We start from the raw sequence: 26,060 nt of genomic DNA, 5'->3' as shown, positions 1-26,060 counted from the left end.
TGCCGAAACGGCTACTCAAGGAAACGGAACCAGGCCAGATCCAGGCTGCATCCGGGCAGAAAGATGAAAGAGACTGTTTTTTTTCCGTAAACCCTGCTGTCCAGTGTGAAAACGCGGGTATCCCAGTTGTCCGCCCGACTGATCTCAACCATTTGCCGGAGTTCTTCTCCATCGCCTGAAAAGACGATGGTGATCGGGTTTTTTGAAAGATGCGTCCGCCAGCATAGCTCAATACGGCCTGCACCAGTTTCCCCGAAATCCATGTTATCATAGACCAGGGTCACGTTGTTGCCGATCTGCTCAACAGCGCCGTCCCTGATGAGGAACGAATCCCCGGAAATATGGTCACATTCCGCAGCCTGAAGCCTTTGGAAGGCTTTTTCAAATTTTCTGAACCTGAAACCCTTGATATGGACTTTTTGCCTGAATACCAGGCATAGTGTGGTGATGCCCCGAAGCCGGCGCGGCAGCTTATAGGTGACCTCCTGATAGGTGTTCCAGATGGAGCCCTTGTCATAAAATGCCGTCAGGAGGAGGGATCCTCCTTCAAGGGGCATCCCTTCCCATACCTCGAAGGTGAAAGGATCCTTATCCAGCGGGAAAAGCCACAGGGTAAGCTCGTCGGAGCCATAATCTCCGAAGTCCAGATCCTTGAAGCCTACATGGCTTTCGCCATCCCTGAGCGTGGCTACACCGCGCTCATTGCCGTTTGTCAGTTCCGTGTTGCTGCAATTGTATAACCCGCCTGATATGAAAGCATAGGGATCCAGAAACGGCTTGCCCATACCGGTGATGGTCAGTTTGCACTGAGAGATGAGCGTGATATGCCCGCGCCCGTTTTTCGCGGCACACCGCACATAAACGTCCCCATCCCCCTTGGGGGTTACGGTAGCGCTCAGGCCGTTCTCCGAGACTTCCAGACTGCCCAAAGGGCTATCAATGCCGCCGGCATCGGTGAGCCGCCAGTAAAGATCTTTGTAGGTGGCATTTTCCGGGAATACCCTGGCCGTCACCGTGTATCCCCGGGCGGTCAACTCTATCTTGCGAACGGGAATATCGGAGGGGTCAATTGTAGCCGTGATTTGCGGTGTTGAGCCGTCCTGAAGCCTGATGATGGCCAGGAGTTTCCCGCTGAAAAGTCGCTTGTTGTCGGTTTGGTACTGCTCGTAATCGGTGGCGTCGCCGTTGTCCAGACCAAGTAATTTTCCGCCGGACACAGAGACCCGGACCCGGCAGTTCGCGTTTTCCACCAGGCGACCCTCCTTGTCCACGGCTGTGATAGTGACAAACATCAGTTCTCCGAAGGTTTCGCTGCTGAGCCTGAGGCTTTCCACGTCGCCAAAGGACTGCCTGCAGGTCTGCGCAACCATGCAATGGTTTTCATCATAGGCGACAGCGCGTAAGGTGCCGGGCTCATAGGGTATCTGCCAGTCTGTCACGATGCTGTCTCCCAAAGCCCGCTTCCCCAGGCTGTTACCATTGAGAAACAGCTCCACCCAGGGTGCGTTGGAGCACACCCGCACATCGATCATCTGGCCCGGGGAGAAATCCCAGTAGGGGAAAAGGTGCACCATGGGCGCTTTTTTATAGTCGGTCCATGCTGCCTGGAACAGGTAATAGGAATCTTTTGGAAAGCCTGCCGTATCCACATGGCCCAGGTAGGAATTCTTGGTGTGGTAGGGAGTAGGTTCTCCGATATAATCCTGCCCGGCCCAAATGAAATGCCCCAGGGAAAAAGATGCGTCGCGATCTGCCCTGATGCAGGCCTCAACGCTTTTTGCTCCCCAACTGGTGGCACTGTTGCCCAGGGCCGAGCACTGAAGGTCGTCGTCGGACAGAATGGATTTGCTTAATGGAAAGTGGTATATACCCCGGCTCTGCGCGGTGGAACAGGTTTCGCTGCCGTAGATGATCCAGTCGGGATGCGCCAAATGATGCTCATGGTAGAGTTTTTCGCCATAGTTGTACCCGATAAGTTTAATGATGTCGGCACATTTTTGCGTGTTTTCCCAGGGCATGTAGTTGGAGCAGAGGGTTATGGGTGCATGCCCCTTCGGATCATGCTGCCTGACAAGAGCCATGAGCCTTCGCAGTGTTTCGACTCCGCCTTCGGCATCGTTGTGGGTGTCGGGGATCTCGTTTCCGATGCTCCACATAATGACCGACGGATGATTCCGGTCGCGGCGTATCCATGAAGCCACGTCCTTCTCTATCCATGCATCAAAAAACCGTGCGTAATCATAAGGGTTTTTGGGCTGCCGCCAGACATCCAGGAGTTCCGACATCACCAGGAACCCCATTTCATCAGCGATGTCCATGAAGACTTTGGCCGGCGGATTGTGGGCAGTCCGAATGGCATTTGCCCCCATGGCCTTGAAGAGGGTCAGTTGCCGCCGTATGGCGTCCGGGTGGACAGCGGCGCCCAGGGCCCCCAGGTCATGATGCAGACAGATGCCCTTCAGCTTCATGTGCCGTCCGTTCAGGAAAAAGCCTTCATCGGGGTCAAAAGCGATGGTCCTGAAGCCAAAACGGGTTTCCTCGATATCCGTCACTTCGCCGTCCACGATCAACTCCGAGCGCAGCATGTACAGGTGCGGAGCGTCCACGTCCCACGCCTTGATCCCGTTTTCGGCACCCAGCAGGGTGTGCCGTACTTCATAAGGTCTGCCGCCTGTTTCAACCTCGGCGTCCACTTCATAATGCCAGCGTCCATCCTTCAGGAAAGTGGTGATGTAAATGCCGTCGGATACGAAATGGCAGGAATTTTTAACTTTCAGAAAGACATCCCGGTAAATGCCCGCGCCGGTGTACCAGCGTTCGCAGGGTGTCTGGTAGTTGACTCTGAACAGCAGTATATTGCCGGGCCCTTTGTGGATGTGCTCGGTGATATCGAACTCGAAGGCGGTGTAGCCGTATTTCCATTCGCCGACGTATTGGTCGTTGACATAGAGCGTGCTGTCCATATAGACGCCGTCAAACCTCAGGAAGAGCCGCTGGCCTTCCTTCAAAAAGCCTGCGTCCAGCTCGCGCCTGTACCAGCCGACTCCGCTTTGGTACAGATTGGACGTATCGGCAATCAACCAGTCGTGGGGAAGCTCCACCGGTGCAAAGTGGACCGGCTCACCCTTGGCAAATTCCCATCCGTCATTGAATCGCAGCAACATAAAGCTCACACTCTTCTTGCTCAGATTAGGAAGGCCTGAGATGCATAGTAAAGCTTCTGGTTCTTACTTTGTGCCGAAGGGGAACTCAAGCACTGGCCGGTTGAACTCATTATAGGCCTTCAGCCTGGAAAAAACAAGATATTTTAGTATACAGGAATATGAGCGAAAAAGTATTTTTGTGCATTATGCGCAATAAAGCGCTTTTAGACCGTTTTTATTATTGTTAATTATGTGTGATATTTTAGTATCCTAGTATTGACACTTGGCAGGGTTCGTGGTAATCTTAATTCAAGGGAAGGCCACAAAATTGTGTGCCAAAGCTGGTGCAAGCCTGGCTGGATATCAAGGTATTTTCTGCCCCGGGCGTTCAAAATATGGAAAGTAAAGGGGATACGACAGTGAAAACGGTTTCCTTGCAAAGCTCACCCGGAAGGGGCTACAAGGCTCTTGCTTATTTTAAACGTTACTGGACGCTTTACCTGCTGCTGCTTCTTCCCATGACCTACTTCATCATCTTCAAGTACATACCCATGCACTATATCCTGATAGCATTCAAGAAGTACAGCATTGTCCAGTCCGTTTGGGAGATGCCCTGGGCAGCCAACAACGGATTTGAGTATTTCATCAAGGCTTTCAGCAACAAGGATTTCCTGAATGCATTGCGGAATACCATCATGCTCAACTTCCTGGATCTGCTTTGTGGTTTCCCCGCACCGATCATCCTTGCGCTGCTGCTTAATGAGCTGCCGTTCCCGAGATACAAGCGTGTGACCCAGACCATTGCCTACATGCCGCACTTCCTCTCCTGGATCATCATCGCCGGTATGGCCAAGCAATTGTTTGCGCCTTCCACCGGACTGGTGAACAATGCGCTGGACGCGTTAGGGCTGGGGCGTGTCGAATTTCTGAACGATCCCACATACTGGGTGATCACCTATATCTTTTTGGGAATCTGGCAGAGCGTAGGCTGGAATACCATTATTTATCTTGCAGCCATCACAGCCATCAATCCTGAATTGTATGAGGCTGCCGAGATGGATGGCGCCGGCCGTTTCCGAAAGATGTGGCATATCACTCTGCCGGGCATTCGCCCTACCATTGTGACCCTGCTTATCCTGAGCCTGGGGCGAATCCTGGGCAGCGAGTTCGACAGGCCTTATGCCCTGAGCAACCACATGGTCAACAATGTATCCAACGTTATCTCCATCTTTGTTTACAAATATGGTATCCAGGGACTCCAGTTCTCGCTGGCCACAGCGGTTGGGCTGTTCCAGTCCGTAGTATGTGTTATCTTCCTGTTCGCGGCAAACGCTCTTGCCAAGAAATTCGGTGAGCGCGGTGTCTGGTAAGGACGAGGAACGCCCTTGCATTGAGGAGGTTGTACAGCATGAGCATGATTAAATCCAGAAAGACAAGATTCGGCGATTTTATCGTCGCCTTCCTCTGTTTCCTCTTGATACTGGTTTGCTTGCTGCCGATGCTGAATGTATTGGCACGTTCATTGAGCTCTTCCGAAGCGCTGATAAAGAACAAGGTCTGGCTCTGGCCCGTTGGTCTCAATTTTGAAGCATACAAGATGGTCTTGAGCGACAGCAAATATACCTGGTCCCTGGTATGGACTGCCATTCTGACGGTTGTCGGCACATGCCTGTCCCTGTTCATGACCACCATCTGCGCCTATCCGCTCATCTATGATCATCTCAAGGGACGTCGCCTTATCAATACCATCATTATTTTCACCATGTACTTCAATGCAGGTACCATCCCCATGTACCTGCTGCTCAAGGACCTGAACATGCTGAACAAACCGGTGGTATTGGTTGTTCCCTATTGTCTGAGCGTGTTCAACATGATCATCATGCGCAGCTTTTTCTACAATATACCGGACAGCCTGCGGGAATCGGCGGAACTGGACGGCGCAGGACCGGTTCGGATACTGGTGAGCATCTACTTGCCCATGTCCACGCCGGTTATCGCCACCCTTGCCCTCTTCTATGCGGTAGGGCGTTGGAACGGTTTTTCCGATGCGCTGATGTTTGTGAAGGAAAAGAAGTATTATCCCATTCAGCTCTTGCTCTATAACATCATCAACAGTATGACCAAGATCGAAGTGGCAACGCAGGAGGGATTTTCGCCACCGGGACTTTCCGAGACCCTCAAAGCCGCTACGGTCATGTTTGCCACTGTGCCCATCCTGTTTGTCTATCCCTGGCTGCAGAAATACTTCATCACAGGTGCGACCCTTGGAGCCATAAAGGAATAACTATCAATCCGTGCCCCGGACACAATGTATTCAAATGTGTCTAAAAAATAAAAGGAGGATTCTTATGAGAAGAACGATTTCCATCCTGCTCGTTTGCTTCATGCTGGTCGGGCTTCTGGCAGGCTGCGGCAGTGAGCCGGCTTCTACGTCTCCTTCTCCGGATACGTCGGCACCTGCTGAAAGCACATCAGCCGGATCGGCACAGGACGCTGAACTTGTCGATCGTAAGTTCACAAAGACCCGTTCCATCACCGTTGAGGTCTATGACCGCGGTAATGATGGCGGTACGCCTCCGGAAAACAACTTCTACACCAATTTCATCAAGGAAGGCATGCTCCGTGATCACAATGTAGAAGTGACGTTCGTTCCGGTTGGCCGCTGGACCGAGGTGGAGGAGATCAACAACCTGCTTGCCGCAGGCGATGCTCCCGATATCTGCGTAACCTACAGCTATCCGACCATCCAGACCTACGCCAACATGGGCGGTGTTCTGGATATGGGACCTTATCTCAGGGAGTATAAGGATCTGCTGCCCAACCTGTACGGACTGCTCACAGAGAGAAACCTGTTCTGGAACGAAGATCCTGAGACCGGTACCGTATGGGCCATTGAAGCATTGCTGTTCAATAACGCGCGCATCAATACCTTCGTGCGTGAGGACTGGCTGAAGAAGCTGAATCTTCCCGAACCCACCACTCTCGAGGAATTCGAGAACATGCTGAGGGCTTTCAAGAACAACGCCCAGTTGCTCCTGGGATCTGAAGCAAAACAAATGATTCCTTTCTCCATCAGCTATGATATCGGTTGGCGCGCAGATCATCTTCTGGCTGCATTCGTTCCCGACAGCATGACCGACAAGGAAGCTTACATAAACGGCTTTGACGACAGACACATCCTGTATCCCGGCATCAAGGAAGGTGTCAGGGTACTCAACAAATGGTACAATGAAGGCCTCATCTGGCAGGACTTCAACCTCTATGGTGCAGGCGACACCACAGAGGATAACCTGATGAAGGCCGGTTATGTCGGTTCCTTCATCCACAACTGGGACTATCCTTATCGTAATGGCGAAGAGGGTATTCAGGCCAACCTGCAGAAGCTGGTTGGTCCGGATGCCGCGTATATCGCAGTTGCTCCGTTCAAGAACGACGCAGGCGTTTACAGGAAGTTCCTTGCCAATCCTATTGATCGTAAGATATTCTTCCCCAGCACCAACGACGAGCCGCTTGCATCCCTGTTGTATCTCGACTGGATAAGCAAGCTTGAAAACCGCAGGTTCCTGCAGATTGGTGAAGAGGGCGTAACCCATGAAGTCATGCCGGACGGCGCCATTAAGACGCTTGCTGTTACCGGTGAGAAAATCATGAACTCGCCCAACAATATCGACTATACCATCACCATCAACGGTCTGGATCTCGGTGATCCCGAGCTGAACGCCAAGTCGTTGGCCCTCAACTATGCCGGTGTTGATGCGAGATACATTGAAAGGGCATTTGAACTTTCAAAGAAGGACGGCCGTATCATTCCTCAGTTCAACGTTGGCGAGATCAAGGCTGAAGAGGGTATGGGTCCGGCCCTCGCTTCAAAGCGTGACAACTTCCTCGTTCAGGCCGTGTGCTGCCCGCCCGATCAGTTTGACGCCGTATGGGATGCCGGTATGCAGGACTACCTGAACTCCGGCGGACAGGCGATCATCGACGAGCGTGCCGCCAAGTTTGCCCAGTTCTATGAAAAATAAGCCTTAGACTAGCCTCCATTATAAAAACGAGATGGGGAATTGCAGATGGTGATTCCCCATCTTTTTTTGCCTGAAAGTGAAAGGACAAAAGCCGTAACCCGGTGTTTTACTTTGGCTTCCGACATGGTTTTTGATTGGCTGGCAATTGCTGCAATGGTTTACGGCAATGATTGTAACAGGATTGTACGCATCTGCCAAAAGGTGTTATAATGGCTTCAATTATATCTAGGGAGGGAGTGCGATGGATTTTTACATTCGACCCATTGAAGCAGGCGACGCAAAAGGAATCAACCAGATCAGGCGGATGCCCGGCGTTTTTGAAAACCTGCTGGCGATCCCTTCCGAGAAGGTCAGCAGGACCGAGGAGTTCATAGTGCGTCAGGATAGCAATACGCATCATTTTGTTGCCGTGACCGAGATCCGGCCCGGTGAGGAACTGGTTATCGGATCCGCCGCCCTGTCCGTATCCCCCAGCCCACGCATGCGTCACAGCGCCACTTTGGGCATTATGGTCCATAAGGACTACCAGAACATGGGAGTTGGGACAGCCCTGATGAAGACCCTTCTGGATATTGCCGACAACTGGCTGATGCTGGTCCGCGCGGAGCTGACGGTCTTTGAAGACAATGAACGGGCCATCCGCCTTTATGAGAAGTTTGGCTTTGAAAAAGAAGGCGTAAAACGGATGAGCGTCATCAAGAATGGAAAATATATCAATGAGATACTGATGGCCCGGATCAACCCGGCTTTTCCCTCAGGAAAACCATAAATGCTCAGCAACTGACAGGGTGATGCACTATCCCGGGAATGCATAAACCGCATTGTCCCTGTAAAAAAAGTGTTGCCCCCGCCATGGCGACTGCAGGGCTTGCCTGGCATACCACCGGCAAAACGGCAGATTTCCTCCTTACTGTCAAAGACGAAAGGAAATGAACGAAAAGCCGGGAAAAGCGCCCGGCTGACCGAGGCTTTTTCCGGCTTTATGGTGGTATCCATGGGCATGCCCATGTTTTATAGGAAAGGCTAAAATGATTAGCTATTGATCCCTGTAATCAAAAATCCTTTTACTCTTCTTTTCGCTTCGCGGAAGCCCTCCGAGGGCAACCACTTCCACGTCGATCTTGATGCCGATTCGCTTTTTGAAATTCTCCATGATCACGTGTTCAAGATCCGAAGCCGTACAGGCGGGATCCCGTTCCACACGTAAGGTGAGCGTATCCTTGCCGTCGCGGTGATCGATGATGATCTGGTATTCGCTGCTGACTCCGGGAATATCCTTGAGAATGCTGTCCACCTGGCCCGGATAGATGTTCACGCCTTTAACCTTGACCATGTCGTCGGTTCTTCCGAGGATCCGATCAATCATCGGATAGCTTCTGCCGCAGGGGCATTTTTCAGGGATGATCCTGGTCAGGTCATGGGTGCGGTAACGGACCAGGGGAGCGCCCTCTTTTCTGAGGGTGGTTATAACCAGCTCGCCCACCTCACCCTCGGGCAGGACCTCTCCGGTTTCGCTGTCGATGATTTCAAAATAGAGGAAATCGTCAAAATAATGCATACCCCTGTGATGCTCGCAGTCTATGGCAATGCCGGGACCATAGACCTCCGTAAGGCCATAGATATCAAACAACTCGATGCCCAGGCCGTCCTGGATGCGTTTGCGCATCAGTTCGCCCCAGCGCTCCGAGCCGATAATGCCTTTCTTCAGATGGATTTTGTCCCGTATTCCGCGCTTTTCCACTTCCTCGGCCAAAAGGAGGGCGTAGGAGGATGTGGCGCAGAGCACGGTGCTTTTGAGGTCCGTCATCATCTGGAGCTGCTTTTCGGTATTGCCGGGGCCCATGGGCACAGCCATGGCGCCAAGCTTTTCTGCTCCTGCCTGGAAACCGATGCCGGCGGTCCACAGACCATATCCCGGTGTGATCTGGATCACATCGCTTTTGGTGATGCCCGCTATCTCATAGCAACGGGCGAACATCTCGGTCCAGTCTTCCACATCCCGACGGGTATAGGGAATGATGACGGGCATACCGGTTGTTCCGGAAGATGAATGGATGCGAACGATCTTGTCCTGGTGGACGGCCAATAACCCTAAAGGATAGGCCAGGCGTAATTCATCCTTGTCTGAGAAAGGAAGCCTAAGAAAATCTTCGGGCGTTTTGATGCTGTCTGCCGAAAAACCGGCTTCCTCAAACTTTTTGCGATAGAATGGGCTGTGGGCAAAAACCCTTTCCAACAGGGCTTTAATGCTTGCAAACTGATCTGCTCTCATGCTGATCTCTCCTCTTGCTTTGCTCATGACACATTTTACCGGACTGTCTTATTTTATTTGAGCTGTTTTATCCTCAACGGCGCGGTTTCCCAGTTCATATCCCTTGTCAAATGCGGCGAAGTTCAAATCGTGCAGCTTTTGAGGCAGGATATCCCTTATGGCCTGCAGGAAGGACTCCCTGGAAAGCGGGAGATAACCCGCTCCAACCGCCGTGCCCAGCAGCACAACGTTCACGGCCTTAACCGAACCCGCTTCCCTGGCGAGGGAATAGCCGTCAAGAAAGATGGCATCTTGTGCCGCCCGTTTTAAGGTCTCTTCCATGGCCCCCGCATCATATTGCTCCATTCCCAGCGACACAGTGACCGGATTGATCCGCTGGGTGTTGACGATGAGTCTTCCCTTTTTCGAAAGGCGCTTAAGGTTCCTGACGGCTTCGCATAACTCAAAACCGATTAAAAGATCGGCCTGCCCAAAGGGAACGGTGGCTGCCAGGCTTTCTCCGCCGATGCGCACATGGCTGACAACAGAACCGCCCCGCTGGGACATACCAATGGTCTCTCCGGTTCTCACGGCATAACCCTCCAGGATGGCTGCCGCGCCGATGAGACGGGATGCCAGAACCTGTCCCTGCCCGCCAACTCCCGCTATCAAAACATCAGTTTTCATGATTCATCCCTCCGATGGCGCCAAAGGGGCATATGCTGCCGCATAGCCCGCAGGCATAACAGGTGGACGGTTCTATCTGTACCTTGCCGTCATCAATCAGGAACATGGACGGGCATCCGATTTCCCTGATGCACAGGCCGCACGCCCGGCATTTGTCGGAATCCACGCTGAAGGCCTCGGGCTTCTTTATCAGGGCGATGCAGGGAGCTTCAAAGATAATGGCTGAAACGCCCTTCACTTCGGAAGCTTCCTTCACCGCGCTGATGGCGGCTTTCTGGTCGAAGGGGTTGATTTTGCGGACCCACTTGACCCCGATGGACTTCAGGAGGCCGGCGATATCGATTTTTTCCGATACGCTGCCCATCATGGTCCTACCCGTGCCGGGATGGGGCTGGTGACCGGTCATGGCCGTTGTGCTGTTGTCGAGAACCACCAGCACGATATCGGTCTGGTTATAGACCGCATTGATGACGCCGGGGATACCGGTATGGAAGAAGGTGGAATCTCCAATGAAAGCAAACAGCCGTGTGTCGGGTTCCACCCGCTTGATGCCCTGGGCTACGCTGACGGAGGCGCCCATGCACAGGCAGGTATCCACCATGTTCAACGGCTTGGCGTTACCGAGGGTGTAACATCCGATATCACCGGTAAACACGGCCTTCCTGCCCTTCATGGCCTTTTTGACGGCATAGAAGGAAGCCCGGTGGGGACAGCCGGCGCAAAGCACCGGAGGACGTGCCGGAAGCGGCGGAATGGTGGTTTCGGGTACCTCGGGGTCCGATCTGCCGGTAAATTCAGCTATGGCCTTACGGACCAGTTCATAGGAATACTCCCCGGCATAAGGGGTGGTGCCGTCCTTTTTCCCTGAAATGGTGACTTTGAGCCCATTTTTACCGGCAATCTCGAGCAGGGCTTCTTCAATAACCGGATCCAGTTCCTCCAGGACCAGCACAGCCTCCAGACCCTCCAGGAAGCTTTCGGCAAGCTTTTCAGGGAAGGGATAGGGCGTGCCAACCTTAAAAGTCTTTACATCTAAGTCCAGATCGCGGATCACATCCTGGGCGTAGGCCCAGGCGATGCCCGAACCGGCAATGCCAAGGGAACCCTTTCCGGATACACGGTTGAACGGGCTCTCGCTGAAGGTTTCCGCCAAAACGGTCTGAAGCTTTTCGATTTCGATATGTTTTTTATAAGAAAGCCGGGGAAAGATAACCCAGCGGGAATCCTTCTCAAAACCGGACGGGATATGTTCTTCCCGATTATCATCCACGTCGATAGATGCGCAGGCATGGCATACCCGCGTGGTTGGACGCAGAATAACAGGAAGCCCAACCTTTTCTGAAAGCGCAAAAGCCGCCTGGATCATCGCATAGGCCTCTTCAGGGGTTGAGGGATCCAGGACGGGCAGGTTGGAGAATTTCGCAAAATGCCGGGTGTCCTGTTCGGTCTGGGAGGACAGCGGCCCCGGATCGTCGGCCACCACAAGAACCATTCCACCTTTTACACCGATATAGGCGAGGCTCATGAGGGGATCGGAGGCCACATTGAGGCCCACCTGCTTCATGGTGACCATGGTGCGGGCGCCCGAATAGGCTGCTCCCGCCGCGACTTCCATGGCGGTTTTCTCATTAACCGACCATTCCACATAGATGGAACCATCGTTGTTTTTGGCCACCGTCTCAAGGACTTCGGTCGAGGGCGTGCCCGGGTAACCGCATACCACGCGTACACCTGCTTTTATTGCGCCAAGGGCAATGGCTTCATTGCCCATCAGTAAACGCTTCAAGATTAATCACCCGGCTTTCCGTTTTTTCGGCCTGTGAGGAAGGCCAACGCCGAAGCATCGGTGCTCATGCTGATCACGCGGCCGTTCTGGCGCCGGTCCTTATATCATCAGCCGATGATGATGCTTAACAGCAAAACAGCCATGACTATGATTATAGCCAATGCGTCGAATCTTGTAAATCCAAGCTTTTTTCTGCAGGATCGCGGTCCTGTGTTGAATCCCCTTGTTTCAAGGGATATGGCCATGGTTTCAATCCTTCTGACCGAGGATATCAGCAGGGGAATGCACATGGGCAGGATAACCTTGACCTTTTTGAAAGGGTTCCGGGTGTCGGTTTCATGGCCCCTGGACCTCTGGGCCTGCATGATCTGGTCCATCTCCCGGGAGAAGGTGGGAATGAACCGAAGGGCCGTCACCACCACAAAGGCGTAACGATAGGGGATTCTAAGGGTATGCGTCATGGCTGTCAATAGCTCGTTCATGGGCGTGAGCATCAGCATCAGGGACAGCGGAGAGAGCGCCGCCATCATTCGGAGCATGAGAAGCAGGGAAAAGCTTAATCCCTGATCCGTGACGGGTACGCCGGGCAGTATGTAAAAATACACCCGCCCATAGGGTGTGAAAAGAAGCTGGAACAGCATCAGCAAAAAGCCCAGGATGAACAGGGCTTTATACACGCCTTTGGCTCTTGCCAGCACGCTGCCGGAGGCGGCAACCACGACGGTGGACAGCAGTACGCCCAGCAGGAACAAATGATTGCTGCTGATGAAGCATGCAATACAGGTCAGAAAAGCCCAAAGAAGCTTTACCAACGGATTGAGACGATGGATGACCGAATCGCCGTGAACATACTCCAGCATCTGTTTCATACCCGCACACCTCCCGGTACGGCGCAGGCGGCGACGGCCTCGGCCATATCTTCAGGCGAACGGACATGCTGGAACAACGGGCCGAAGCGCAGAGCCAACTGGATGATCTGGGGCGGTTCCAGCCCGGACAGCATCAGGCTTTCGCTCTTGCGCAGCACAACGTGCGTGGCATCATCCTCCAGCACGCGGCCCTGATGCAGGATAATGGTCCTTTCGCAATAATCGGCCACCACCTCGATATCGTGGGAAACCATGATAATGGTCTTCCCCTTCCGGTTGAGCTCCTTTACGATCTCCATGATCTCGACGCATTCCCGGTAGTCCTGGCCGGTGGTGGGCTCATCCAGAACAAGAATATCTGTTTCCAGCACCAGAACCGATGCCAGGGCAACCCTCTGGCGCTCGCCACGGCTCAATGTGAAGGGATCACGGGTTAATTTGTTTTCAAGCCCCAGGAGCCCGGCGATGCGCTTGATCCTGTCATGGATCTCCTCCGGCGGGCATTGAATATTGAGCAACCCGAACCGGATCTCATCATATACCGTGTTGCAAAAGATCTGATGATCCGGGTTCTGGAACAGGTAGCCGATATGGCGGGCAAGCGCGCTGGTTTTTGTGGTTGCCGTGTCCAGACCGTTAATGGTAACCCTGCCGGAGGTTGGCTTCAGAAGGCCGTTTAATTGCTTAAGCAGGGTGGTCTTTCCGGACCCGTTCTGCCCGATAAGGGCCACACACTCGCCTTTATTGATTTCCAGATTGATATGATCCAATATCAGGGGGGCTTTTTTATCGTAACGATAGGTCAAATGCTGTATGCTGATCATAAGCTCCCTCCAAAATCTTTCTGACGACCTGTTCAGCCTCGTCCACATCCACCGGAATATCCCCGTCATAAAGGGAGGCGTCCTTAAGGAGCTTGGTCAGGGTAACTACCCGAGGGCAATTGATACCCAGTTCCAGCAGTTTGTCGTGATGCTCCAGGACCTGGCGTACAGGGCCGTCCAGAATGATCTGCCCCTTTTCCATAACCATGAGCCGGCTGCAGAATTCTGAAAGCAGCATTACCTTCTGCTCCACGATGAGGATGGTCATGCCGTATTCCTGGTTCAGCCGCTTAAGGGTCTGGAAAACCTGACGGCTTCCCTGGGGATCCAGTTCGGAGGTGGGCTCATCCAGGACCAGGATTTCCGGCCTTAAGGCGATGGCCGCGGCAATGGTCACCCGCTGCTTCTGGCCACCTGAAAGAGCCGCCGTACCGCGGTGCCTCAAATGCTCAATACCGACCATCTTAAGGGATTCGGTGATGCGTTTTTCAATCTCCCCGGCAGGTACATTGAAATTCTCCAGGCCAAAGGCGATCTCATCCTCCACAACGGTTGTGACCATCTGGGCTTCAGGGTCCTGAAAGACGCTTCCCACATGGCGGGATATCTCGCCGCAGGTACTTTCCAGCGTGTCTTTTCCGCATACCAGGACCTCGCCGTAATAGTCGCCCCTGTGAAAGTGCGGAATGACGCCGTTGATCAGGCTGACAAGGGTGGACTTGCCGGCCCCGGACGGTCCGATAATGCCCACAAATTCACCCTTGTCGATATGCAGGTTGATATTCCGAACGGCCAGCTCCTCGCTGCCCTCGTATGCAAAGGAGACATTATTGAACCGGATCATTGGTAACCTTCTTTCCGAGCGCCAACTTGAGGGGGATGTACAAAACTTCGACAATGACGGCATTGATGGTTGCGGTTCCCAGTATGATACCCAGGAAAACGGCCACCGGCATGGCGGAAACATTGGCGCCGGCATAGAACAGGACATACAGAGCGCCCAGGAAGGTAAATCCGCTGCTCAAGGTGGCGATGAAGGTGGCGATGATGGGCTTTAAGGAAACCTTTCCGATGTCCAGCTTTAACGGGATGAGCATCATCAGATACATGACTACGGCCCCCACGGGTTCGCTGATCAGGTTCAGATAGGGGGTTCCCGGGAAGAACTGGGACACAATGCCGGCCAGTATGCCGATGATGATGGTTTCGGACAAGCGGGGCTTAATAATCAGGATAGCCAGGCAGTACATGGCGATGATGAAATTGGGCTTCATGCCCGCAGTGAAAAGGCTTCCCACGAAAAATTTGAGAACTGCGCCGGCGGCCAGCAGGACACCCACCAGAAGGATATCGGTGATCGACATGCCCTTGCCGGATTTGGTCTGGATAGTCCTCTTGTTCATGGTTTCCTGAGACATAGAAATACCTCCTTGAAAAACGCTTTTTTCGCAGAGGTGTGATGAAGAGAAAACAGCATGAACCAAAAAAGGCCAGGAGACTCCTGACCCTGAAATGCGCTATGTAAGCCATGGTCTCGTCTCATCTCTTCTCGCTGCTCTATTCTCGTCTCATCTCAACTCTGCTTTGGTTCAGTATATCGTGAACAGGCCTGTGTTGTCAAGCAAAACCGGCTTTTTACAGCCCTGGAACTGTCTTTCCATGGATCTGCTATAATAGAAGCAGTATACTGTGAATGCTTCCTGAACAGAATGAGCCGGGAGGAAACACCGTGACGAGAGCAGTGTCGTTAATTCTTACTTTGCTTCTTGCCGCTTTTTTATCCGTATCGGATGGTTGGGTCATGGAAGGCCTGGCTGGCCCAAACTGCAATGATTCTGCCTGTTACACAAAGGAGCCTGACGTTCGGCCCATGTTCGTTGTGGCATACGGGAATGATCCGGCACGCGATTCGGCAGTTGAACCTGCCGTTGAAAATGCTGAGGATATGACAAGTGATACGGCATCGCAGAATTCCAGGACCGGAAGGCTCATAATGACCCTTTTGCTCATTACCCTGACGCTTATCGGCCTGTCCATCATGCCCATCATCCTGATCAGCCACGCGTCCCGGGTCCGGAAACAGCAGGAGCTGGCGGAAAAGAACAACGAAAAGCCGTCCGATTGATCGGACGGCTTTGTTTTCATGGACGGAGCGACGTTTGCCGTTTATTCTTCGGTATCGTTGATCAACTTCAGTTTTTCCAGTACATAGAACACCAGGCTCATCACAATGCCGACAACGGCCGCCAGGGCCATACCCGTCAGGCTTACCTCGCCCAGCCTGATGGACATGCCGCTGAGGCCAACGATGAAGATGACTGCCGTCAGAATCAGGTTCTTGGACTTGCTGTAATCCACCTTGGACTCAACGATCATCCGGATACCTGATGCGGCGATAACGCCGAAGAGCAGGATGCTGATTCCGCCCATGACGGCGCCGGGGATGCTGTTGATGATGCCGGTCAGTTTTCCGATGAAAGCCATGATGATAGAGATCACAGCGGCACCGCCGATAACCCATACGCTGTAAACCCTGGTGATGGCCATGACGCCCATGTTTTCACCATAGGTGGTGGTGGGGCAGGAACCAGCCAGGCCCGATATGGCGGTGGAAAGGCCATCGCCCAGCATGGAGCGTGTCAGGCCGGGATCCTTGATCAGATCCCTGTCCACGATCTTGCTGGTCACGATGAGATGGCCGATATGCTCGGAGATGACCACCAGGGTAGCCGGCAGGATGATGAGTATGGCATTGATGTCGAAGGTGGGCGCTGTGAAATTGGGCAGCCTTGCCCAGGACTCGGAGGCCACCGCATCAAAATTGATGATACCGGGATTGTTGACATTCAGGATGGCGGCGAGGATATAACCGGCAACGACGGCCACCAGTACCGGAATTGCCGCAAGGAATTTTCTGAAGGTCAGCGTGCCCAGGATGACAACTACCAGGGTAAACAGGGCGATGACCACATTAGGCCAGTAGAACTGCCCGTTGCCGTCCGGTAAAAGGCCGGCGTTTGACGCTGCTGTGCCTGCCAGCTCAAGACCGATCAATGCCACGATGGGGCCCATGGCTGCAGGGGGCAGCACGATATCAATCCACTTGGTTCCCACAAACCGTATCAGGATGGCTACAAGGCAAAAAAGAGCACCGGAAACGACAAAACCGCCCAGTGCTTTCGAGAAATTGGCCTGGTAATCTGTGGAGCTTGTGATGATGGCGAAGGTCGGTGCGAGATAAGCAAAGCTTGAACCAAGAAAAGCGGGAGATTTTCCTTTGCAGAGGAAGAGATAAAGAAGCGTGCCTATGCCGTTCATCAAAAGAACCAACGCCGGATCGATGACGGTGATGGCGTTGACCTGCTCCAACTGTTCCGGCGTCAGCTTGTCCATTGTGGTCTGCAGCACCCTGGATACATAATCGGCCCGTGCCGCATTGTTGAAAAGAAAAGGCACCAGCACGGATGCGCCGAACATGGCGAACAAATGCTGCAGGCTTAAGGGCAGACCCATCAGCAAGGGTACTTTTTCTTCGACTTGGTAGATCTTTCGCTGCATACAAGCTTTCCCCCTAATAATGAATTTAGATGGCGAAATGGCCAAGGCTGCCGCTGTGTCGACAGCATACTGCAAAAAGTATAACCAAAGATGGATGGCTCGTCCATATATAATAATGTAAAAAAGATCCCATATCATTATGTCCCGGATTATGCCCCGGAACCGGTCTGATATGCATGATGAATGTCATGCCTTTTCCCCGGTCAAATGATATAATTAAAGCGTTATTTGCCTATGTTTTGGAGGGTTGAAATTGGATTTTATCTACGCGGCAGTTGTTTTTGGAGTTTTTGTGCTCATCAGCAAACTTATCGCCAGAGGCAGAAACGATGAAAGGGCCATGGATCGCCTGGAGGAGCAATGGGGAAAAATTCCCGAAAACCGTATGGATGATTTTGATTTCCGGCGTATATCCGTGTTTTTCAGGGAATATGGGAAAAAGAAAGCCCGGTATGTCATCGATGACATCACATGGAATGACCTTGAGATGGACAAGTTCTTTACACGGATCAACAGCACCCTCACCTCCATGGGGGATGAAGTGCTCTATTCCCTCCTCAGAACCCCCCTGTATGACAGGGAGGATATGTCGGACAGGCTCAGGCTCATACAATACTGGGAAGACAACCCGGAGGACAGGATAAGGGTCCAGCTGCTCCTGGAGCGGTTCGGCAAACACAGGGACAAGGGCGCTTCAGCCCTGCTTGGCGATATCAGTCATCTCGAGCCCAGAAAGGGCAAACTGTTCAGGTTGCTGACATTCGTACCGTTTCTCACCCTGCCCGTCTTGTTTGTCGACATAGGCGCAGGGGTTCTCCTGCTTTGTGCGGCTATCGGGATCAACGTCCTGTATCATGAAAGGGCCATCAGAGAAATTGATTCCAAGGTTTCAATGGTCACATCGGCCGTTGCCATCATTGCCCTCGCGGATCGAATTGCCGGACTGAAACTAAAAGGTCTGTCCAAAGAAACCGCCCGTCTGAATGAGCTGCTCGGAAGTTTGAGGGAAATTGCAAAGAAAGGTTCCCCAAGCTTTTATATCAGAAAGGAAATTGTTGACGACCCGACCACGATACCCAAGATGATCTTTCTCATCGACCTCTGGAGTTATCAGGCGTCGGTGCTCCTGCTCAGGGAAAAGCTCCACGAATTTGCCCAGTTGTTTGAGCTGATTGGGCTTCTGGACGCCACCATCAGCCTGGCCTCATACAGGAAAACGTTGGAGGAATGGTGCGTTCCCGTAATTGAATGGGGAGAGGCCCCAAGAACCGAAAGCATAGTGGCCAGGAACGTCCGGCATCCGCTGGTCAAAAACTGTGTCGGAAACCCTGTCTTGTTGGACAAACCCGTTCTGATCACAGGTTCCAATGCATCAGGTAAATCCACCTACCTGAAAACGGTAGCCATCAACACCCTGATGGCCCATACCATCGGCACCTGCCTGGCTGACAGCTGGAGGATGGTTCCCCTGTTTCCCATAACGTCCATGGCGCTGAGGGACAGCATCCTCGATGGCGAAAGCTACTTTATTGCCGAGATCAAATCCCTGAAGAGAATCTTCTCGGCCGTAAACCCTGGGGTCAGATGCCTATGCATTGTGGATGAGGTACTGCGCGGAACCAACACGGTTGAAAGGATTGCGGCTTCTTCAAGAGTTCTGTATGCACTATCCGGCCGCAATGTCTGCCTGATGGCCGCGACCCATGACCAGGAGCTTGCCGATATCCTGGGTGGAATCTTTACGAATCGGCACTTTGAGGAAACCGTAACCGAGAGCGAAGTGATTTTTGATTATCGGATTAAGGAAGGCAAGGCGGTATCCAGGAATGCCATTAAGTTGCTTCAGGTCATGGGATTTGAACCGGAGATCGTCACCGAATGCATGGAGGCTGTTGCCAGCTTTGAGACCACCAGGCAATGGGACAGGATCACAGGCGATGAGAATGAGTTGGTTGTAACTTGAGAGCGGGGCACCGATCCCGGGAACATGTGACTGGCAGATAGATTTGAAAATGGAGCCGACCTGCACAGCGCCGCGCGGCTCCCGAAAGGATGGAGATGAAAAATGACACGATTGATTTCTTGGAATGTCAATGGTTTACGCTCTGTCATAGCGAAAGGATTTTTTGATTTTCTTGACAGCAAATCGCCGGATATTCTGTGCCTTCAGGAAACCAAGCTGAGCGAGGGTCAACTGGATCTGGAGCTGGAAGGATATACCCTCTTCTTCAATTACGCTGAAAAGAAAGGCTATTCCGGAACCGCTGTGTTTACAAAAATACAGCCCCTTAAGGTAACCTACGGCATGGGCATCGACGAACATGACCATGAAGGCCGTATGATAACCCTTGAATTTGAGGATTATTTTCTGGTCAACATCTATACCCCCAATGCCCAGAGAGGATTGGAGAGGCTGCCCTACAGGATGAAATGGGAGGATGATTTGAGAAACTACCTGCTCTCGCTGGATGTCCAAAAGCCTGTCATCTTCTGCGGGGATCTCAACGTGGCTCATAAGGAGATCGATCTGAAGAATCCCAAATCAAACCAGAACAATGCGGGCTTTACGCCGGAGGAAAGGAGCAAGATGACCCAGCTCCTGGAATCCGGGTTCATCGATACCTTCCGGTATTTTTACCCGGACAGGACCGACGCCTACACCTGGTGGTCCTATATGTTCAAGGCCAGGGAAAAGAATGTGGGGTGGCGCATCGACTATTTCTGCGTCTCCGAACGGTTCAGGTCCAGGCTTGTGGATGCCGCTATCCTGTCCGATGTCTACGGTTCCGATCATTGCCCCGTTGAACTGGTTATTGCATGAATCCGATTCCGGCCATCAGGATCAGGAGCAGGGACGGCAGGTATTTGGCCAATGGGGATGAAAACCTGGCCATGATCCTGGCTCCCAGCTTTTCGCCTGCAATGAGGCCCAGCAACTGCCCGATGCTCAGGGCTATGGGGAAGAGAAGGGTGTTCTGGCCGATGAGAGCGCTGCACAGGATCAGCCCTACCGAGTCCAGCGTGAGGGCGATGGACAGAAGGACGGATTCCAGAGGGTCTATTCGGCCCGATCGATCGATATCGGCTTCCGAAGGGTGCTTCAGGACCTGGATGGTGATACCGGCTGATTTGAGTACAAGCTTAAAGAGCGTTCTGGGAGAATTATCCGGAAGGCTCTTTTTTTTATGCTTGGGCTTGCTGTCCTTAAGGGTTGTCAGCAGCATGAGCAATCCCAAAAGGCCAAGCATGATACGCCCCAGAACCTCGGACAGGCCGGGGGGGAGAAGTCCGGTCAACGATACGGAAACCCGTTCGGAAAGGCAACCGACCAACAGGGCTGTGAGAAAAATGAGGAACTTCGACAGGGAAGGGATCCGGATGCCCCTGGATGCATAGGACATACCCGCCAAAACACAGTCGAAGCTTGATATAAGGGTCATAGCCAATATCCACATAGTAAAGCCACCTTGCGAAGGCCTCTTCATATGATATGCAACCCTGTGAAGCAGAGTTAAGAAACCGTGGCTTCCCTCAGCGGCTTCCCTTCAGAGCCTGTACTAATACGCCCGGAAACAGCATAGGATACATTGTCCAGGTGGTTTACCGTATCGTACCTAAGGAGTGATGGTGTGCAAGCGGAGAAGCAACTTCCTGTAATGGACTATTCGGGAAATGCCGTACACGGGCTGAGCACTGAGGAGGCCCAGAGAAGGCTGGAGATACATGGGAAAAATGTCCTGAAATCCGCAAAGGGCCATGGCTGGATAAAGATCCTGCTGTCCCAGTTTACGGACCTCATGATCATCATCCTGATCGCTTCTTCCATCATCTCGTTTATTATGGGAGAGAACAGCGAAGGGATTGCCATCCTGGCCATTATCATCCTGAACGGGCTTCTGGGATTCTTCCAGGAATTGCGGACGGAAAAAGCCCTGGAGGCGCTGATGAATCTGGCGGCGCCCCACGCGAAGGTTGTCAGGGATGGGGTGATCCGGGACATTCCTGCCGAAGAGGTAGTGCCCGGGGATGTGGTTGTTCTGGAGGCCGGGAACCGCGTGCCTGCAGATGCGGTCCTGCTGGAAGCCAATAACCTTTTTGCGGATGAATCCATGCTGACCGGTGAATCCATACCGGTGGCCAAATTCCGGACGGATCAGATCAACGCCGGTCTGATGGACTTAAGTCCCAGGAACCTGGTCTATATGGGCAGCATGATCACGAACGGTACCGGACGAGCCCTGGTCCTGGTGACCGGCATGGAAACTGAAATGGGCAGGATTGCTGAAATGATGGAAACGGCCGGTGCGCAGGAAACGCCTCTCCAGAAAAAGCTGGAGAAACTGGGTGAATACATGGTCACCGGATGCCTGATCATATGTGCTATTGTAACACTTCTGGGCATTGTGAGGGGCGAGCCTGTCATCCAGATGCTGCTTGGCGGTATCAGCCTGGCGGTGGCAGCTGTCCCTGAAGGATTGCCTGCTGTTGTCACCATTGCCCTGGCCATCGGCGTCAGGAGGATGGTCCAGAAAAACGCCCTCATCAGGCGGCTGCCCGCTGTTGAGACTCTGGGCTGTGCCACCGTCATCTGCTCGGACAAGACGGGAACCCTTACCGAGAACCGGATGACCGTGGTTGAAGCCTATGCAGGGAAAAACCCGTATGTGCTGCGCAGGAACGAACATGGCAGGCTCGGCGCCTGGTGCCGGGGAAGGGAAGTCCATGTGGAGAAGACCACAGGCCTGAAGCTCCTCTTAAAGATCGGCATGCTCTGCAACAATGCCCGAATTATGGACGGTGATTCGGAAACCGGCCTTGACATAGAAGGGGATCCCACGGAGGTGGCGCTGGTACGGGCAGCCATCGATGCCGGGCTTGACAGGAATGCCGTCTTCGGCGCTTACAGAAGGGTCAGGGAAATACCCTTTGATTCGGAGCGAAAACTCATGTCGGTCATCTGCCGGACCCCCGGCGGTGAGCTCTTCCTTTTTGCCAAGGGCGCTCCTGAAATCATCATTGACAAATGCACAAAGATCATGGTTGGCGACAGGGAAAGGGATATCACCCATGATGACCGGGAGAAACTGAGAGATGAATGCAGCGCCATGACTTCCCGGGCTCTGCGGGTCATGTCCTTTGCCTACCGCACCGTTCAGCCGTCCCAGTTGCGGCGGGATGACCTGGAATCCCAGCTGGTTTTCATCGGACTGGCGGGCATGACCGATCCGCCCAGGAAAGAAGCCATCGAAGCGGTTGCCAAATGCCGGCGCGCCGGGATCAGGACGGTCATGATTACCGGCGACCATGTCGAAACCGCCACGGCCATTGCCAGGGCCATGGATATCTACAGGGAAGGCGACCTGGTCATCAACGGCCATGAAATCGATCAGATGTCCGATAGGGAACTGGAGGAAGCATGCCGGAAGGCAACGGTTTTTGCCAGGGTATTTCCGAAGCATAAGCTCAGGATTGTACGGGCTATTCGCAATAAGGGCAATATCGTTGCCATGACGGGAGACGGGGTGAACGATGCCCCGGCGGTAAAGGACGCGGATATCGGCATTGCCATGGGGAAATCGGGTACGGACGTAACCCGGCAGGCCGCGTCCATGATCCTGATGGATGATAATTTCTCCAGCATCGTGGCTGCTGTGGAGGAAGGGCGCAATATCTATTCCAATATCCGCAAGTTCATCCGGTACTTATTGTCCTGCAACGTGGGCGAAGTGCTCACCATGTTCCTGTCCATGCTCATGGGCCTGCCCATTCCGCTGCTTCCCGCCCAGGTTCTGGCCGTTAACCTGGCCACCGATGGCCTTCCTGCCATTGCCCTTGGGATGGAGCCGGGCGAACCGGATATCATGGACAGACCACCCCGATCGCCCAACGAAAGCGTTTTCTCGCACGGGCTGGCCAGGTTGATCCTGGTAAGGGGCGTGTTCATCGCCCTGTCCACCATAGCAAGCTTTGTCATTGTCCATACCATGAGTGGAAGCCTGGCTACGGCAAGGACCGCCGCGCTGGTGACCCTGGTCCTGTCCCAGCTGATCCATGTTTTTGAGTGCAAGTCGGAAAATAAAAGCCTGTTCGAAATACCCTTGCTTTCAAACAAGTACCTGATCCTTGCCGTATTGTCTTCCCTTCTCCTGCTGCTGGGAATCATCTACCTGCCGTTCCTTTCAGCCATCTTCGGAACCTCGGCCCTGACCGTAAACGAATGGCTGATTGCAGGAGGTATCAGCCTGCTTGTGCCCGTCCTGGTGGGTATTGTGGGTGCCAGAAAACCCGGCTCTATGCAGAAAGCCGGGATGGAGCAGAACTGAAACTGCGCCGATATCGTTTCCATGGCACATGTCCCAGGCCTTTTGCCGAACCGAAAGAAAACTCGGCAAGGGCCTATCTTTTTGCTGATCCTCATGATAGACTTGAGACAGAACTCAGGAAAGGGTGGTTGTTTTGCTTTCCATCAGGAATGTTTCCAAGAGCTATGCTAAAGGAAAGGTAAAAGCGGTTGACGATATTTCCCTGGAAGTCAGACCCGGAGAGATATTCGGATTCCTGGGCCCAAACGGCGCTGGAAAAACGACAACCATCAAGATGATCACCGGTGTGCTTACTCCTGATTCGGGTACTATTACCATCAACGGCCATGATATTGGGAAGGAGCCCATCAAGGCCAAGATGAGCATAGGCTATGTGCCGGATTCCCACGATATCTATGACCGGCTGACCGGGATTGAGTACCTGAATTTTATCGCCGATGTTTATGAGGTTTCCCATGAGGAGCGGAAGCGGAATATTGAGAAATACCTGGATATGTTTGATATGAGGCAGGCTGCAGGCCAGCCCATCAGAAGCTATTCCCACGGCATGAAGCAGAAGATCATCCTTGCCGGGGCACTCCTTCACAACCCGCCACTCTGGATTCTCGACGAGCCCCTGACGGGCCTTGATCCCAAATCCGCCCATCTTTTGAAGGAGGAGATGAACCGGCATTGCCAGAAAGGTTATACCGTGTTCTTCTCCACCCATGTGTTGGAGGTGGCGGAAAGGCTTTGCCACCGCATCGGTATCATCAACAAGGGGAGAATTATTGCTGTCGGTACCCTGGATGAGCTTCGCCGAACGGATGACAAGTCCCTGGAGAGCATCTTCCTGGAGCTGACCGAGGGAGGAAGTGTTATCCATGAATAAGTTCCTGAGCCTCCTGAAATTGCAAATCAATGCCAGGTTTGGTCTCTCTATGGCAAGGTACAACTTCAGGCATGACAAAAAGGAGATGTGGAAGGCCATAGGGTTAGCCTCAGCCGTTCTTTTTACCCTGGGGATGTTTGTCTTTTTCTACACCTACATGATGCTTGGATTCCACAAAGCTGCTTCGCTTTTACCGATTAAATCAACCCAAATCATTATTACCATGGGAGCGGCGTCTGCCGGACTTCTTATTCTTTTCTTCGGCATTTTCTACATCCTGGGAGCCTTGTTCCTGGCCAGGGATACCGAGTTTCTGGTATCCCTGCCCATTAAGCAGAGCAGCGTATTTCTGTCCAAGTTCATGCTGGTCCTGCTGGGGGAATATCCCATAGCCCTGTTTTTCATGCTGCCGCCTGTCATCATCTACGGCACAGGGGAACAGAAGGGGGTTCTCTATTATATCATGGCTCTGGTATCCGTCCTCCTGCTGCCCATTGTGCCCCTGGTCCTGTCCTCCCTGCTGTCCCTGGTCCTGATGCATGTGGTCAGCCGTTCCAGGAGAAGGGACCTCCTCATCATCGTGGGCTCGATTATCCTGTTCCTGGTTCTGTTTGTCGGGCAGAACCTGCTGCTTTCCAGGATACCCGAGAATCTGACGGAGATGGAGTTATACACCCGGATCCTGCAGGAAAGCGACGGGTTGGTTGAATGGTCGGGAAGGATATTCCCGCCCGCGGTCTGGATCACCAAGGCCCTTTCCCATACAGGGGCTGAGGCCTTGAAAAATCTGGGTATGCTTATCCTGGCATCTGCCGTTTGCTTCATACCGGTCTGGCTGCTGGCCTCCGTGATTTACCAGAAAGGGGCAACGGCCCAGCTGGAGGCCGAAAAGAAGACTATTAACAGGGAACTGACATATAAAGGATCATTACCCGTCATGGTCTTTTTCAAGAATGAGTGGAAGGGTATCCTGAGAACGCCGGTCTATGCGCTCAATTCCCTCATCGGTATCATCATCGGTCCGGTGATCCTGTGTATGCCGCTTTTTGGCGGTAATTTTGCCCAGGATGCGGATGTGGAGGCGCTCTATGCGTTCATCCGTCAATACCGATCCTCTCCTGCGCTGGTCCTGATCCTGTCCGGTATCCTGCTGCTGTTTGGATCTTTCAATGCGGCTGTTTCAAGCACCTATTCCCGTGAAGGCAAATGCCTGTGGATCCTCAAGAGCATCCCGGTCAGGCCGCGGATCCAGGCCGCCGGAAAGCTTCTGGCAGGCTATTCCATATCCCTGCTCAGCGTCCTGACCGCTTCACTGGCCATGGCGTTTACCTTGCGGCTGGGGTTCGGGCTCTGGCTGTCCAGTTTCCTGCTCAGTGCCGCGGCAATCTTTCCGGCTTGCCTTATCGGGATACTCATCGATCTGAACCGGCCCAAGCTCCACTGGAACAATCCCAATGAAGCCATCAAGCAAAACTTCAATGTGGTCCTGGGCATGCTGGCCGGCATGCTGCTCATTGTGGTTCTGGGCGTCGTGTGCTATGGAATGCTCCGGCATAATATGAATCCGGCTCTGCTCTATGGCCTGATCATCCTGATTCTGGCAGGCTTGTCGCTGGCAGGGTTAAAACTTTTGGGGACAACCGCGGAGCGGGCCTACCGGAAGTTGGAAGGTTGATGCCATAAAGGATAGTTATTGACATGGAAAGTTGTGCCATGTAATGTTTAT

20 protein-coding genes are annotated in these 26,060 nt (G+C 53.0%); 10 read left to right on the top strand and 10 right to left on the bottom strand.

The annotated features are described in order from the left end of the window. Positions 1-11 precede the first annotated feature (11 nt). A complete protein-coding gene (locus F3H12_RS03705) occupies positions 12-3,164 on the bottom strand; it encodes a glycoside hydrolase family 2 TIM barrel-domain containing protein (protein ID WP_188118353.1) in 3,153 nt (1,050 codons plus the stop codon). A 374-nt stretch (positions 3,165-3,538) separates the two neighbouring features. Here F3H12_RS03705 and F3H12_RS03700 point away from each other — a divergent pair, with 374 nt between their 5' ends. The 4 genes from F3H12_RS03700 (at position 3,539) to F3H12_RS03685 (ending at position 7,934) form a co-directional block, all read left to right on the top strand. Further along, positions 3,539-4,513: an ABC transporter permease gene (locus F3H12_RS03700; protein ID WP_149678010.1), complete on the top strand. Its 975-nt coding sequence runs from the start codon at positions 3,539-3,541 to the stop codon at positions 4,511-4,513. A 38-nt stretch (positions 4,514-4,551) separates the two neighbouring features. Then, positions 4,552-5,427: a carbohydrate ABC transporter permease gene (locus tag F3H12_RS03695; protein WP_243133180.1), complete on the top strand. Its 876-nt coding sequence runs from the start codon at positions 4,552-4,554 to the stop codon at positions 5,425-5,427. 64 nt (positions 5,428-5,491) lie between these two features. Beyond that, positions 5,492-7,165 carry an extracellular solute-binding protein gene (locus F3H12_RS03690; RefSeq protein ID WP_149678009.1) on the top strand — a complete coding sequence of 558 codons (1,674 nt, stop codon included), beginning with the start codon at positions 5,492-5,494 and terminating at the stop codon, positions 7,163-7,165. Between the two features lie 241 nt (positions 7,166-7,406). Beyond that, positions 7,407-7,934, top strand: a complete 528-nt coding sequence (locus tag F3H12_RS03685) for a GNAT family N-acetyltransferase (RefSeq protein ID WP_149678008.1) — start codon at positions 7,407-7,409, stop codon at positions 7,932-7,934. A gap of 267 nt (positions 7,935-8,201) precedes the next feature. Here F3H12_RS03685 and F3H12_RS03680 read toward each other — a convergent pair whose 3' ends face one another. The 7 genes from F3H12_RS03680 to F3H12_RS03650 all read right to left on the bottom strand — a co-directional run bounded on the left by F3H12_RS03680 (position 8,202) and on the right by F3H12_RS03650 (position 15,000). Continuing rightward, a complete protein-coding gene (locus F3H12_RS03680; RefSeq protein WP_149678007.1) occupies positions 8,202-9,437 on the bottom strand; it encodes a phenylacetate--CoA ligase family protein in 1,236 nt (411 codons plus the stop codon). Positions 9,438-9,485: 48 nt separating this feature from the next. Next, the gene (locus F3H12_RS03675; protein ID WP_243133179.1) at positions 9,486-10,103 is read right to left on the bottom strand and encodes an indolepyruvate oxidoreductase subunit beta; all 618 of its coding nucleotides are present in this window, start codon (positions 10,101-10,103) and stop codon (positions 9,486-9,488) included. Then, positions 10,093-11,892, bottom strand: coding sequence for an indolepyruvate ferredoxin oxidoreductase subunit alpha (gene iorA, locus F3H12_RS03670; protein ID WP_149678005.1), 1,800 nt, complete (start codon positions 11,890-11,892; stop codon positions 10,093-10,095). The genes F3H12_RS03675 and iorA overlap by 11 nt, the downstream gene beginning before the upstream one ends. Before the next feature lie 104 nt (positions 11,893-11,996). Beyond that, positions 11,997-12,758: an energy-coupling factor transporter transmembrane component T family protein gene (locus tag F3H12_RS03665; RefSeq protein ID WP_149678004.1), complete on the bottom strand. Its 762-nt coding sequence runs from the start codon at positions 12,756-12,758 to the stop codon at positions 11,997-11,999. After that, positions 12,755-13,582, bottom strand: a complete 828-nt coding sequence (locus F3H12_RS03660) for an energy-coupling factor ABC transporter ATP-binding protein (protein WP_149678003.1) — start codon at positions 13,580-13,582, stop codon at positions 12,755-12,757. The genes F3H12_RS03665 and F3H12_RS03660 overlap by 4 nt, the downstream gene beginning before the upstream one ends. Continuing rightward, complete coding sequence (locus F3H12_RS03655) at positions 13,545-14,426, bottom strand: energy-coupling factor ABC transporter ATP-binding protein (RefSeq protein ID WP_149678002.1); 882 nt, start codon at positions 14,424-14,426, stop codon at positions 13,545-13,547. The genes F3H12_RS03660 and F3H12_RS03655 overlap by 38 nt, the downstream gene beginning before the upstream one ends. Then, positions 14,410-15,000: a tryptophan transporter gene (locus tag F3H12_RS03650; RefSeq protein ID WP_243133178.1), complete on the bottom strand. Its 591-nt coding sequence runs from the start codon at positions 14,998-15,000 to the stop codon at positions 14,410-14,412. The genes F3H12_RS03655 and F3H12_RS03650 overlap by 17 nt, the downstream gene beginning before the upstream one ends. Positions 15,001-15,311: 311 nt before the next feature. Here F3H12_RS03650 and F3H12_RS03645 point away from each other — a divergent pair, with 311 nt between their 5' ends. Next, a complete protein-coding gene (locus F3H12_RS03645) occupies positions 15,312-15,707 on the top strand; it encodes a hypothetical protein (protein ID WP_149678001.1) in 396 nt (131 codons plus the stop codon). Between the two features lie 41 nt (positions 15,708-15,748). On the opposite strand, the gene uraA is transcribed toward F3H12_RS03645, so the two are convergent. After that, positions 15,749-17,140, bottom strand: coding sequence for a uracil permease (gene uraA / locus F3H12_RS03640; protein ID WP_149678000.1), 1,392 nt, complete (start codon positions 17,138-17,140; stop codon positions 15,749-15,751). Positions 17,141-17,393: 253 nt separating this feature from the next. Here uraA and F3H12_RS03635 point away from each other — a divergent pair, with 253 nt between their 5' ends. Together F3H12_RS03635 and F3H12_RS03630 are read left to right on the top strand one after the other, a co-directional pair. Then, positions 17,394-19,103 (top strand): MutS-related protein, encoded by a 1,710-nt coding sequence (locus F3H12_RS03635; protein WP_149677999.1) that lies wholly within the window; start codon positions 17,394-17,396, stop codon positions 19,101-19,103. 102 nt (positions 19,104-19,205) lie between these two features. Then, positions 19,206-19,961: an exodeoxyribonuclease III gene (locus F3H12_RS03630; protein WP_149677998.1), complete on the top strand. Its 756-nt coding sequence runs from the start codon at positions 19,206-19,208 to the stop codon at positions 19,959-19,961. Here F3H12_RS03630 and F3H12_RS03625 read toward each other — a convergent pair. Next, positions 19,951-20,595: an MntP/YtaF family protein gene (locus tag F3H12_RS03625; RefSeq protein ID WP_149677997.1), complete on the bottom strand. Its 645-nt coding sequence runs from the start codon at positions 20,593-20,595 to the stop codon at positions 19,951-19,953. The two genes, F3H12_RS03630 and F3H12_RS03625, sit on opposite strands and share 11 nt — an antisense overlap. A 201-nt stretch (positions 20,596-20,796) precedes the next feature. Here F3H12_RS03625 and F3H12_RS03620 point away from each other — a divergent pair, with 201 nt between their 5' ends. The 3 genes from F3H12_RS03620 to F3H12_RS03610 all read left to right on the top strand — a co-directional run bounded on the left by F3H12_RS03620 (position 20,797) and on the right by F3H12_RS03610 (position 26,009). After that, positions 20,797-23,463, top strand: a complete 2,667-nt coding sequence (locus tag F3H12_RS03620; RefSeq protein WP_149678037.1) for a cation-translocating P-type ATPase — start codon at positions 20,797-20,799, stop codon at positions 23,461-23,463. 133 nt (positions 23,464-23,596) lie between these two features. Further along, positions 23,597-24,334, top strand: coding sequence for an ABC transporter ATP-binding protein (locus tag F3H12_RS03615; RefSeq protein WP_149677996.1), 738 nt, complete (start codon positions 23,597-23,599; stop codon positions 24,332-24,334). After that, positions 24,327-26,009 carry a putative ABC transporter permease subunit gene (locus F3H12_RS03610; RefSeq protein WP_149677995.1) on the top strand — a complete coding sequence of 561 codons (1,683 nt, stop codon included), beginning with the start codon at positions 24,327-24,329 and terminating at the stop codon, positions 26,007-26,009. The genes F3H12_RS03615 and F3H12_RS03610 overlap by 8 nt, the downstream gene beginning before the upstream one ends. The last annotated feature ends 51 nt before the right edge of the window (positions 26,010-26,060 follow it).

The sequence above is a fragment of the Thermoclostridium caenicola genome, from assembly GCF_900142095.1.
GTDB lineage: Bacteria > Bacillota > Clostridia > DSM-8532 > DSM-8532 > Thermoclostridium_A > Thermoclostridium_A caenicola.
Note: the sequence above shows the minus strand (reverse complement) of the source record. Positions and strands in the feature narration are given on the sequence as shown.